Genomic DNA, 12,833 nt, shown 5'->3' on the forward strand with positions numbered 1-12,833 from the left:
TTCTTCACGCGATCCGGGAATTTCATTTCGCTGTAGCGAACAAAATGAGTTCCTTTCGCCAGCTTATAGCCAAACCAGATAATCAGGAACAGCGGGATACCGATATAGGTTGCCATCACGCCGCCCCAGTCAATGCTATCTTTCAGGAACGCTTCGTAGTTCTGGCCCAGAGTGATAATCAGGCACAGCACAAAGGCGAAGATCGGACCCAGTGGGAAGAAGCCAGAACGGTACGGCAGATCCTTCACATCGTGACCCTGCAACACATAACCGCGACGGAAGCGATAGTGGCTAATAGCGATCCCCAGCCAGGCGATAAAGCCCGTCATCCCGGAGGTGTTCAGCAGCCAGAGGTACACGGTCTGGTTACCAAACATCGAGGTCAGGAAACACAGCCCCGCCACCACAGTCGTCGCATACAGCGCGTTACGCGGTACACCGCCACGAGACAGTTTGCCGAAAATACGTGGCGCTTTACCGTCGCATGCCAGGGTGTAAAGCATACGTGTGGAGGCATACATCCCGGAGTTACCCGCTGACAGTACCGCCGTCAGGATAACCGCGTTCATTACTGCTGCGGCTGACAGCAGACCCGCATGCTGGAATACCAACGTGAACGGGCTAACGCTGATGTCTTTCACATCGTTGCGCAGCAGGCTCGGATCGGTGTACGGGATAATCAGGCTGATAATCAAAATCGCGAACACATAGAACAGCAGGATTCGCCAAAACACCTGACGCACCGCACGTGGAATGTTCTTTTCAGGATCTTCAGATTCGCCTGCCGCGATACCGATCAGCTCAGTTCCCTGGAAGGAGAAGCCGACGATCATCGCCACGCCAATCATAGCGGCAAAACCCCCGGCAAACGGTGCATCACCGGTCGTCCAGTTGCTCCAGCCCACTGGCTGAGTGCCTTTGAAGATACCGAAAATCATCATCACGCCAACCACGATGAAGATAATTACAGTGGTAACTTTGATCAGCGAGAACCAGTATTCCGCTTCACCAAATCCGCGAACGGAAATGTAGTTCAGCAGGAAGATAACGCCGAGGAACAGTGCGCTCCAGATCCAGCCCGGCGTGTCCGGGAACCACCAGCTCATCACCAGTTGTGCGGCCACCAGGTCAACGGCAATCGTTACCGCCCAGTTGTACCAGTAGTTCCAGCCCAGCGCGAAGCCAAAGCCTTCTTCTACGTAGTTTTGACCGTAAGTGGAGAACGAGCCGGAAACCGGCATATAGGCAGCCAGTTCACCGAGGCTGGTCATCAGGAAGTACACCATCAGACCGATCAGGATATAAGAGAACAACGCGCCGCCAGGACCCGCCGCAGAAATAGTTGCACCAGATGCAACGAAAAGACCTGTACCGATGGAGCCTCCAATGGCAATCATCGTCAGGTGACGCGCCTTCAGTTCACGACGTAGCGTGGGCGCTTCTGTGGTTTTAGTTTCGGAAACCATGTGAAAATGCTATCCATCCAAAAAATGAGGCGCGATTGTAGCAGACGAAATGGCATTCTTCCGGCACAAATGCGCTGTTATAAGAGACCTTCATGACTGGCCGCGGATTATAAGTAAAGCAGAAAACGGGCGGCACAAGGCGGTTAAGACGTAACAGCCATTATGTATAGGGTGACCTGACGAGAGTTAGCGCGCTATTCGCCCTACTCAACCTGGTCGCTGTAATATAAAAAACGCGTAATGGCATTGGAGATATGTTTTTGCCGGTGATGAACGCGCCAGAGAGTGCGCACTAAACGCGGCAGTGGCACGGTAACTTCGCTCAGCGTCCCTGCCTGTAACTGCTCCGCAATGACCCGACGCGACAAACAGCTGATCCCGAGACCATGGCGCACCGCATGCTTAATGGCCTCGGAGTTCCCCAACTCCATCGCCATCTGAAATCTTGGCAGATGAGACAACAGCAGGTAATCCACCAGTTCACGCGTCCCCGATCCTCGCTCACGCAGGATCCACGGCGAAGCAGCCAGCTGTTCCAGCGTAACGGGCCCCTTTGTGAGCGGTGACGACGGTGCGGCAAACACCACCAGTTCGTCCTCCAGCCACGGTTCAGAGATGATTTCCGTACTGTGACACGGCCCTTCAATCAGCCCGATGTCTACCCGAAAATCCAGCACCGCATTGATCACGTCCTGGCTGTTGCCCACGCTAAGTTCCAGCGGCAAATCGGGGAAGTCCTGGCGATAACGAGCGATCATGGCGGGCAGAATATAATTACCGATGGTGCTACTGGCATAGACCCGAATGGCGCCATTATCTTTGCGAAAAAGCTGTTCGATTTCGGTCGTTTGCTCAAGTAACGCCAGCGCGCGCGGATAAAGCAAGCGTCCGTGTTCGTTAACCACCAGCCGTTTGCCGACACGGTCAAACAGTTGCACGCCAAGTTGCCCTTCCAGATCGGTAAGCGCCGCACTCACCGCCGACTGCGACAATGCCAGCATGACAGATGCCTGGGTCGTTGAGCCGCTTTTTAGTACCTCAGCAAACACTTCAAGTTGTCGCAGGGTGATATGCATAGTCGTTTTCCACCGGATAGCCGTTACTTATACCCTAAATAATTCGAGTTGCAGGAAGGCGGCAAGAGAGAGCATCCCCCGGAGCGTACTTAAGTACGTGACTGGGGTGAACGAGCGCAGCCAACGCACATGCAACTTGAAGTATGACGGGTATACCACTTATATAGATTAATTATAAATATATAATCAATTTTATTTTTAAACCACTTCGCCTTACTCTTTTACCCAGATAAAGGAGAAGGATATGACAGAACTCACCTTACAGACTCATCGTCGTACAGCGTGGCATTTTATTCCGGGGCTTGCCCTGAGTGCAGTTATCACTGGGGTCGCCTTATGGGGAGGGTCCATTCCCGCCGTCGCAGGTGCCGGGTTCAGCGCCCTCACCTTAGCCATCTTATTGGGGATGATTCTCGGCAACACCGTCTATCCGCACATCTGGAAAAGCTGTGACGGCGGCGTGCTGTTCGCGAAACAACATTTATTACGTCTGGGGATTATCCTCTACGGTTTCCGCCTCACCTTCGCGCAAATTGCTGACGTCGGCGTCAGCGGTATCGTGATTGATGTGTTAACGCTAAGCAGTACCTTTATGATTGCCTGTTTCCTGGGGCAGAAAGTATTTGGTCTGGACCGTCACACCAGCTGGCTGATTGGCGCGGGGAGCAGCATTTGTGGTGCCGCCGCAGTGCTGGCAACCGAACCAGTGGTGAAAGCAGAAGCCAGTAAAGTGACCGTCGCTGTCGCCACCGTGGTTATCTTCGGTACTATCGCTATCTTCCTGTATCCGGCGATGTATCCGTTGCTTTCACACTGGTTTAGCCCAGAAACCTACGGCATTTACATTGGCTCCACCATGCATGAAGTTGCACAGGTTGTGGCTGCCGGGCACGCCATTAGCCCGGATGCGGAAAACGCCGCGGTTATTGCCAAAATGCTGCGCGTCATGATGCTGGCACCGTTCCTTATCCTCCTGGCCGCACGCGTTAAACAACTGTCTCCGGCCACGGGCGGTGAGAAGAGCAAAATAACCATTCCATGGTTTGCCATCCTGTTCATTGTGGTCGCAATTTTTAACTCGTTCCACCTGCTGCCACAGTCAGTAGTGAACATGCTGGTAACGCTGGACACCATTTTGCTGGCAATGGCGATGGCTGCCCTGGGGCTGACCACGCACGTTAGCGCGCTGAAAAAAGCCGGTGCCAAACCGTTACTGATGGCCCTGCTGCTGTTTGTCTGGCTGATTGTGGGTGGCGGTGCGATTAACGTCGCTATCCACGCGCTGATGGCATAAACGATCACGACTCACCTCTATTAACCCGCTATACTCTCCCTTTTTGTATTTGAGTATGGCGGGTTAAATTTATGAAATATATCGGAGCGCACGTAAGCGCCGCTGGCGGTCTGGCTAACGCCGCTATTCGAGCCGCAGAAATCGAAGCGACCGCATTCGCCCTGTTCACCAAAAATCAGCGCCAGTGGCGTGCCGCGCCGCTGACCACCGAAATCATTGATGATTTTAAATCTGCCTGCGAGAAGTATCACTATACTGCCGCCCAGATCCTGCCTCACGACAGTTACCTGATTAACCTCGGTCATCCGGTTAGCGATGCGCTGGAAAAATCACGTGATGCGTTTATAGATGAAATGCAGCGCTGTGAACTGCTGGGCTTATCCTTGCTGAACTTTCACCCGGGCAGCCATCTGATGCAGATCCCGGAAGATGAGTGTCTGGCGCGCATTGCCGAATCCATCAACATCGCCCTTGCTCAGACCCAGGGCGTTACGGCAGTTATCGAAAATACCGCCGGACAAGGCAGCAACCTTGGATTTAAGTTTGAGCACCTTGCCGCCATTATCGACGGCGTCGAAGATAAGTCCCGCGTCGGCGTCTGTATTGATACCTGCCATGCCTTCGCGGCCGGTTACGATTTGCGCTCCGTCGAGGAATGCGAAAAGACGTTTGCGGAATTTGAACGTATTGTCGGCTTCAGGTACCTACGCGGTATGCACCTGAACGACGCCAAGAGCGCATTTGGCAGTCGAGTTGACCGTCACCACAGCTTAGGTGAAGGCAATATTGGCCACGATGCCTTCCGTTGGATCATGCAGGACAATCGTTTTGACGGCATTCCGCTGGTGCTGGAAACGATTAATCCGGATATCTGGGCAGAAGAGATTGCCTGGCTGAAAGCCCAGCAAACAGAAAAAGCGGTGGCATAATCATGAACGACAGGGAAAAGCAGATCCTTAAGATCCTGCGTCGCAATCCGTTGATTCAGCAGAATGAAATCGCCGATATTTTGCAGATCAGCCGTTCACGCGTTGCTGCGCATATTATGGATTTGATGCGTAAAGGCATGATCAAAGGTAAAGGTTATATCCTTACCGAACAGGATTATTGCGTGGTTGTCGGGGCGATCAATATGGATATTCGTGGTGTTGCTGACATCCACTATCCTCAGGCTGCCTCTAACCCTGGTAACATTCACTGCTCGGCAGGCGGCGTGGGACGCAACATCGCCCACAACCTGGCGCTGCTGGGCCGTGACGTCCACTTAATTTCCGCTGTTGGCAGTGATTTCTATGGCGAAACATTGCTGGAACAAACGCGTCAGGCCGGTGTTAACGTTTCCAGTTGCATACGCCTGCATGGACATAACACCTCAACTTACCTGTCGATCGCTAATCAGCAGGAAGAGACCGTACTGGCAATTAACGATACCCATATCCTGCAACAACTGACGCCGCAGTTACTGAACAGTTCGCGAGATTTGATCCGCCATTCCGGTGTCGTACTGGCAGATTGCAATCTGACTGCCGAAGCCATTGAGTGGGTCTTTACTATTGCTGATGATATTCCGGTATTCATTGACACCGTTTCAGAGTTCAAAGCGGCAAAAATGAAGACCTGGTTTACGCGTATTCATACGCTAAAACCAACGCAGAAAGAGCTGGCGATTTTGTGGGGTCAACCTATTCATTCAGATGCCGATCGCGTACTGGCCGTTAATAGTCTCCATCAGCAAGGGGTAAAACGAATCTTTGTTTGCCTGGAAGATGAATCCGTTTTTTGCAGCGAAAAGGACGGAGAACAGTTTTTACTGACGCCTCCTGAGCATACGGTTGTAGACAGTTTTGGCGCCGACGATGCTTTTATGGCGGGATTGCTGTACAGCTTTCTGGAAGGTAGTGAATTTCATGAAAGCGCTCACTTTGCCATGGCCTGCGCGGCATTATCGCGAGCCAGCGTCAGCATCAACAACCCAACCCTCTCAGCAGATAACGCCTTGTATTTGCTGCAAACTGCTTAAATGTAATGCCGGATGGCGCTACGCGTATCCGGCATTATTTTCGCTATGCCAGCCCAATAAAGAAACCGGCTATAGTGGCGCTCATCAGGTTTGACAGCGTTGCTGCTGCCAGCGCGCGCATGCCAAGCTGCGCGATTTCCGGGGCACGCTGTGGCGCTATCGCCGAAAATGCCCCGACGACAACGCCAATCGAACCAAAGTTAGCGAAACCGCACAGCGCAAACGAGATAATCGCAATGGTCTTCACATCCAGCGTTCCACCCGTTTGCAGATACGGCGAGAAGTTGAGATAAGCGACAAACTCATTAATCGCCAGCTTCTGTCCGATCAAGCTGCCTGCCAGCGTCGCATCGCTCCAGTCCACACCCATAATCCACGCCAGCGGGGCTAGCGCATAGCCAAAGATCCCTTCCAGAGTGGCGTGACCAAAGCCAAACCACCCACCAATTCCGCCAATAATGCCGTTAATCAGCGCGATAATGGCGACAAATGCCATTACGACCGTCGCCACGCCAGCAGCAATTTTCAGCCCGGTCATCGCTCCGCTCGCCGCTGCTTCGATGATGCTTTTCGGTGGCGTTTCAGTAAATGACAGGTTCTCAAAAGTGACGCGAGATTCTTCAGTTGCCGGACTCAGCATACGCGCGAACAAAATACCGCCAGGAATTGCCATCAACGATGCCGCCAGCAAATAGTCAATCGGAACGCCCATTCCGGCGTAACCAATCATCATTGAGCCAGCAATCGAGGCCATCCCACTACAAATAGCGGTAAACAGCTCATTGCGATTCAGGCGGTCAATAAACGGCTTCACGATCGCCGGGATCTCGTTTTGCCCGAGGAAAATCGTCGTTACGGCGACAAATGACTCGATCTTACTGATGTTCAGCGCTTTCTGGAAAATACCGCCGAGGATGCGGATCAATAGCCCCATCACGCCAATGTAGTAGAGAAGACTGATCAGTGCGGTCACAAAAATGATGGCCGGAAGCACCCGAAAAGCGAAGATAAACCCGGCTCCGTCAAACAGCACATCCATTTTTGGCCCTACCAGGGAGCCAAAGATAAATGCGCTTCCCGCGTCACTGTATGACATTACCTTGTGGACACCGAGCGCAGCCTGTTCAACCAGCCATTTTCCTGGCGGGAAGTACAGCATAATGCCGCCGATTGCGATTTGCAGTACCAGTGCAGCCCCGACCGTACGCAGACTTATACGTTTTTTATTTACTGACAGCAGAAACGCGATGGCCAGTAATACCACCATACCCACAACACTTCTCATTATATCCATAATGAAATTCCCTTCATGCCAGGAAACCCGGCGTTATCGCCAGGTTTTGGTAGGTTTGATATTCGCGGGCGACCGCATTCTGCCCGGGAAATTCTGTCAGACGAGGCGCTGATACTCCTTCGCAATTTCACAGGCCAGTACCGCATTGTTGAACACCAGCTGAATATTTGATTTCAGGCTGTCACCACCGGTCAGCTCTGCAACCCGCGCTAACAGGAACGGCGTACTCTCTTTGCCCACGACGCCCTGATCTTCCGCTTCTTTTACCGCCCGATCGATTGCCGCATTAATTTTCTCTTCAGCCATCGCAAACTGCTCTGGGATGGGGTTCGCAACAACCAGACCGCCGTCGAGACCCGTTTGCCATTTCACCGCCATGGCACGGGCAATCTCTTGCGCACTGTCCAGACGGATACTGACCTCAAACGGACTGGTACGGCAGAAAAATGCTGGCAACGCGTTGGTTTGATAACCAATTAACGGCACACCAAAGGTTTCTAAATATTCAGTAGTTAAGCCGAGATCAAGAATAGATTTCGCCCCGGCACAAATTACCGTGACATTGGTATGCGCCAGTTCTTGCAGATCCGCGGAAATATCAAAGGTATGTTCAGCACCACGATGAACCCCACCTATTCCCCCTGTCGCAAATACTTTAATTCCCGCCAGGGCGGCAATAATCATGGTTGAGGCAACAGTCGTTGCACCATTTTTTCCTGCCGCGACCACAAACGGCAAATCACGACGACTTACTTTCGTAACGCTATGACCTTCTCGCCCAAGCAGCTCAATTTCATCTTTGCTTAAACCAACTTTCATTATTCCGCCAATAATGGCAATGGTCGCAGGAACCGCACCGTGTTTACGAATAGTTTCTTCTACTTCAATCGCTGTCTGGGCATTCTGCGGAAATGGCATACCATGAGAAATAATGGTTGATTCAAGTGCAACAATCGGCTTCTTACTGTTTAATGCTTCCTGTACTTCTGGAGATATTTGTAATAATTCAGAGGAAAGAGTTAATTCAGACATTCTGTGTTCTCCACTAATGAGCTTACATTCGCAACAGACAAATCAGGGTTATTGGTATATTCACAGGCTAACGCCATTGATGAACAACCCTGCGCAAATCGAACCGAATCAATAAAGGGCATGCCGTCTACCCAGCAGGAAGCCAGTCCAGCCATCATCGCATCGCCAGCCCCGGTAACATTAATGACGTGAGTTTTAATCGGCAGCGACCAACCACGACTTCCCGCAATATCACTGTAATAAACACCGTCACCGCCCATGCTGAGCACTAGCCTATTTAAGCCGCGATCATGAAACCAGGCGGCGACTTTACCCACGTCATCATGCCCGGAAAGCGCAATACCGCTTAGCGTTTCGGCTTCAAGCCGGTTGGGTTTAAGAGTGTGAATTTGTCCAAGCCGCTCGCGAATTTTGACGCATTTCCATGCCGATACCGGGTCAACAAACACCGGAACCTCTCCGGCATTTTCCAGCACCCATGCCAGGGCATCTTCGCTGATATTGCAATCGGCGACGATGACTTTCGCCTGCCGAATAAAATCATGATGCTGTGATAAAAAATCTGCTGAAATATGTTCGGTAATGCTCATATCATTAATGGCAACCAACATTTCACCGGTGTTATCAAGCAATGATAAATAACTGGACGTATTCTCTCCGGGAACGATAAGACACTTATCAACATGAACTCCGGATTGATTGGTTTGCGCCAATAACGATTGTCCATAAAAATCATTACCAACCGCCGTCAGTAACCATGAATTTTTCCCCAGCAGCGCGAGATTATGTGCAATGTTACGTCCAACTCCGCCGGGGGTGAATTTTATCTTTCCTGGATTCGAATCCGCATAATTTAGAGAAGCATGCGAATACCCAGCAACATCCATATTGGCCGAGCCAATAGTTACTATGTATTCCTTTTCACGCATAGCACGTCCCCTGGCAATTAACTTGCCACAAATGAGTTCGTTAAAAATAACCAACGCCACACATCAGGTTATTAGAGCACATGTTCACTATCAAACATATGTTCATAGTAAGCGTGTTTTTGACAAAGTAAATCCATATTCAAGATCTAAACTCAATAGATATGAACAGAATCACAATTTTTTATAGATACAGTCTGTAAAGGAAAGAAAAAATGAGAGGTAGTACACAATTAAAGCAGCCTAAAGAGTTTAACTCCGGCAAAACCGGAGATTTTTCAGATGCGCCAGGCGAACCGGTTCGTATCAACTGAGCGAAACAAGGTCCTCTGGCATATGGTTGTACAAAATCCGCCAGAAGTGCTCAGCCGTTTTATTCAACCGGGTATCCATTCGGTAAATATAAGCCTGAATAGGCACCATCAGTTCCGGCGTCTGCAGACAAACCAGCCGCTTTTCGCGCAGTTCGTTTACGATTGTCCACGCCGGCAGCCAGGCGATACCATGCCCATCCAATGCCATATTTTTTAATAACTCACTCATCGAAGACATAAACAGGGTACGAGCTGAAATGCCGCCTACTTCCGCCAGATGACGGTTTACCAATCTTCCCATGTAGGATGTGCTGGTATAGTTCAGAATCGGTGCCTGCGACTGATAGATATCAAACAACGCCTTACCCTGCGCATCTGCAGCACACACGGGGTACAGTTCAGACTCAAAAACCTTCAAGCCGCAGAAAGGTGACTGCATTAAGTCTTCATCCCGAAAGGAGATAATAAAATCGCTTTTCCCCTCGCGCAGAGTATTCACCGCCTGAACAACATCAATAGCTTCAACGTGATAGACAAACTCCTCACCCCAGGCTGCCATTGAGTGCACCAATCTGGGCAACATCGTCAGCGACAAAGAATGTGCCGCCGCTATTTTGATATTGGGTACACCCAGTAAATTGTGGCCGCTTAGCTCATCCAGATTGCATTCCAGCTGTTGCAATAAACTACGGGTTTGCGAATGAAATAGCTTGCCCTCTTCCGTGAGTTGCAGTGGGCTCGTTGTGCGATCAAAAAGCAGCACACCCACGGCTGATTCGAGCGCCTTGATCCGCCGACTAAACGCCGGTTGGGATATGTTGCGCTCCTCAGCCGCCTGGGAAAAATGACGGCATGCCTCCAACGTCAAAAAGTCATATAACCATTTTGTCTCAATATTTTTCATGCTTATCACGCAGATATTTAAATATGCCTATTAGCCTTAAAGCATCATGCCTGAATAGTTCCGGAGATGACATTCATCATTAGCGCCTGGTGATTCGTTTTTTGCATCAAGGCTTCATTTTTAACATTAACATACTTCTCTCCCTATCGGTTACGACCGCTTGCCCGCCGCGTAACGCGTAGCCTCTGGCCGAATACCGGCCTGCTGAGGTTACACAATAAACCACAGTCATGCGGTTTTTGCATTGAACCATACATTATTGCATTTCTCCTCACGTCACACTGCTGTTAAACATTATCAGCAGACACAACCCGGCTCTGAATATTAATCATCGGTGAATTGAGGTATATATCGTGAAAGGTTTAATTGGCGTGCTTGGTGGTATGGGACCTGCTGCAACGGTCGATCTGTTTAATAAATTCGTCACTTTTACCGCTGCGCAACGTGACCAGGAACATATCCCCTTAATTATTTCATCTATTCCTGACATTCCTGACCGAACCGACGCGTTAATGCATCATGGTCATTCCCCACTTCCGGCAATGCGCGATTATATGCATAAACTCGAAGATGCTGGCGCCGAGTGTATTGTGATCCCCTGTAACACCGCCCACTTTTGGTTTAATGAATTAAAAGCGTGCTGCCATACAGAGCTGCTCAGTATCGTTGAAACGACCATCAATGAGGTTAAAAACTGCGGGAAATCGCAAATCGGATTACTCGCCACCAACGCCACTTTATACATGGGCCTCTATCAAAAAGGCATAGAATCTCTTGGGTTAACCTGCATCAGCCCTGACTCATCCAGTCAGGAAAAAGTGATGGAAAGCATCTATTGCTTAAAAGCTGGTGATGCTAAGCGGGCACAAACGCTGATGAATGAACAGGCTGAAGCACTCTTCTCACGCGGGGCACAAGTCATCGTGCTCGGATGTACTGAAGTTCCTGTCATTCTTGCTGAAGCAGTCAAAAAGTTACCTGAAAAATATATTGATTCAACCGGTTCGTTGGTTCGTGCCGGTATTAAATGGTACGAGAAACGCGTGGGTAAAAATCACCTTTTGGCACAATGAATGTCCATACCTGTTTAATTGTTGCATTAAATAAAAATCCATTTTAATTACAAATTACTCTCTGGCGGAGGCCATTATGATTTGGCTAGAAATTATCGTAGTGTTGGGCGCAATATTTTTCGGTATCCGCCTTGGCGGAATTGGTATTGGTTTATGCGGCGGGCTGGGGCTGGCTATTTTAACGCTGGGGTTTGGGCTGCAAATTGGTTCACCACCCGTTGACGTTATTCTTATTATTATGACGGTGGTGGTGGCGGCATCGGCGCTACAGGCCGCCGGAGGCATGGATTATCTGGTTCGCATTGCCGGTAATTTTATGCGCCGTAACCCTAAATATATCAATATTATTGCGCCGATTATTACCTGGTCGATGACGATTATGGCGGGAACAGGGTTCATCGTCTTTTCTACTCTGCCGGTGATTGCCGAAGTTGCCAAAGAGTCAGGTATTCGCCCTTCTCGTACGCTCGCAGGCTCCGTAGTCGCTTCTCAGGTGGCGATATCCGGTTCGCCGATCAGTGCCGCAATGGCCGCTATGCTGACTATTATGGAAGGCAACGGTATCAGCTTTATTCAGGTCATGGCGGTTTGTCTGCCTGCCTCATTTGTCGCCGCGATGGTCGCCGCTTTTATCGCCTCACGTCAGGGATGTGAGCTACAGGATGATGAAGTCTATCTGGAACGCCTGCAAAAAGGACTGGTGCGTAAATATGCAGGGCAAAACAGCACAACGCCAGGTGCCAGACTGTCAGTCGCCCTGTTTATGCTGGCAACGGTGGTCATCGTTATTCTTGCCGCATGCCCTCAATTGCGCCCTGGATTCGATGCAGGTAATGCAATGAATACCCGGGATATTATCATTATCTGCATGCTAGCTGCCGCGTGTCTGATGGTGGTGCTATGCAAAACATCAACAGACGCGATTGTCCTGACATCCACGTTTCGCGCGGGTATGAGTTCGTTGGCAGTGATTCTGGGGATTGTTACGCTGGGCACAACTTTCATTGATGCCCACTTAACGGAGATAAAGGATATCGCGGGCGATATTCTACGGGCTTATCCGATGCTGTTGGCGCTGGTGCTGTTTGGTACCTGCGCGCTTCTCTATTCGCAGGGAGCCACCACGCCGCTGATTATCCCTCTTGCCGTCGCGCTCGGCGTACCCACATGGGCCATTCTGGCTTCCTATGTCGCAGTGACCGGCGTGTTTGTTCTGCCAACTTATCCGACTTCGCTGGCGGCAATGGAGTTCGACACCACCGGGACAACGCGCGTGGGTAAGTATGTCTTAAACCATCCGTTTATGTTGCCAGGGCTTGGCGGGATCATTGCTGGCGTTGCCTTTGGTTTTATCATCGCGCCAATGATTGCCTGAACCGGTTTAACACAGCCAGGCAGATTTAATGGATAAAAAAAGGGGCAGAGAAATCTCTG

General features: G+C 50.4%; 11 protein-coding genes. 5 read left to right on the top strand and 6 right to left on the bottom strand.

The genetic code is table 11. The features are described 5' to 3' along the window. Together FDW87_RS06890 and yieE are read right to left on the bottom strand one after the other, a co-directional pair. A partial coding sequence (locus tag FDW87_RS06890; protein WP_137379568.1) for an amino acid permease occupies window positions 1-1,466 on the bottom strand: 1,466 nt, incomplete at its 3' end. Between the two features lie 203 nt (window positions 1,467-1,669). Further along, window positions 1,670-2,542: a DNA-binding transcriptional regulator YeiE gene (gene yieE, locus FDW87_RS06895; RefSeq protein ID WP_016153725.1), complete on the bottom strand. Its 873-nt coding sequence runs from the start codon at window positions 2,540-2,542 to the stop codon at window positions 1,670-1,672. A gap of 244 nt (window positions 2,543-2,786) precedes the next feature. Between yieE and FDW87_RS06900 the strand changes: the two genes are divergently transcribed. The 3 genes from FDW87_RS06900 to FDW87_RS06910 all read left to right on the top strand — a co-directional run bounded on the left by FDW87_RS06900 (window position 2,787) and on the right by FDW87_RS06910 (window position 5,856). After that, complete coding sequence (locus tag FDW87_RS06900; protein WP_016153726.1) at window positions 2,787-3,836, top strand: YeiH family protein; 1,050 nt, start codon at window positions 2,787-2,789, stop codon at window positions 3,834-3,836. 71 nt (window positions 3,837-3,907) lie between these two features. Next, window positions 3,908-4,765: a deoxyribonuclease IV gene (gene nfo / locus FDW87_RS06905; protein ID WP_046275457.1), complete on the top strand. Its 858-nt coding sequence runs from the start codon at window positions 3,908-3,910 to the stop codon at window positions 4,763-4,765. Between the two features lie 2 nt (window positions 4,766-4,767). After that, window positions 4,768-5,856: a sugar kinase gene (locus FDW87_RS06910; RefSeq protein WP_019077230.1), complete on the top strand. Its 1,089-nt coding sequence runs from the start codon at window positions 4,768-4,770 to the stop codon at window positions 5,854-5,856. 43 nt (window positions 5,857-5,899) lie between these two features. Here FDW87_RS06910 and FDW87_RS06915 read toward each other — a convergent pair whose 3' ends face one another. The 4 genes from FDW87_RS06915 to hypT form a co-directional block, all read right to left on the bottom strand. Continuing rightward, window positions 5,900-7,150, bottom strand: coding sequence for a NupC/NupG family nucleoside CNT transporter (locus FDW87_RS06915; protein ID WP_003027431.1), 1,251 nt, complete (start codon window positions 7,148-7,150; stop codon window positions 5,900-5,902). A gap of 96 nt (window positions 7,151-7,246) precedes the next feature. Beyond that, a complete protein-coding gene (locus FDW87_RS06920; RefSeq protein WP_016156984.1) occupies window positions 7,247-8,182 on the bottom strand; it encodes a pseudouridine-5'-phosphate glycosidase in 936 nt (311 codons plus the stop codon). Beyond that, on the bottom strand, window positions 8,170-9,111 hold the full coding sequence (locus FDW87_RS06925; protein WP_137379558.1) for a pseudouridine kinase: 942 nt from the start codon (window positions 9,109-9,111) through the stop codon (window positions 8,170-8,172). The genes FDW87_RS06920 and FDW87_RS06925 overlap by 13 nt, the downstream gene beginning before the upstream one ends. A gap of 303 nt (window positions 9,112-9,414) precedes the next feature. After that, a complete protein-coding gene (gene hypT, locus FDW87_RS06930; RefSeq protein ID WP_256372291.1) occupies window positions 9,415-10,332 on the bottom strand; it encodes a hypochlorite stress DNA-binding transcriptional regulator HypT in 918 nt (305 codons plus the stop codon). Window positions 10,333-10,679: 347 nt separating this feature from the next. Between hypT and FDW87_RS06935 the strand changes: the two genes are divergently transcribed. Both FDW87_RS06935 and FDW87_RS06940 read left to right on the top strand, forming a co-directional pair. Continuing rightward, the gene (locus FDW87_RS06935; protein WP_016156986.1) at window positions 10,680-11,399 is read left to right on the top strand and encodes an aspartate/glutamate racemase family protein; all 720 of its coding nucleotides are present in this window, start codon (window positions 10,680-10,682) and stop codon (window positions 11,397-11,399) included. A gap of 76 nt (window positions 11,400-11,475) precedes the next feature. Beyond that, window positions 11,476-12,774, top strand: a complete 1,299-nt coding sequence (locus FDW87_RS06940; protein ID WP_019077234.1) for an anaerobic C4-dicarboxylate transporter — start codon at window positions 11,476-11,478, stop codon at window positions 12,772-12,774. The last annotated feature ends 59 nt before the right edge of the window (window positions 12,775-12,833 follow it).

Origin of the sequence: Citrobacter sp. wls826 (assembly GCF_005281245.1) — a bacterium.
Lineage (GTDB): Bacteria > Pseudomonadota > Gammaproteobacteria > Enterobacterales > Enterobacteriaceae > Citrobacter > Citrobacter braakii.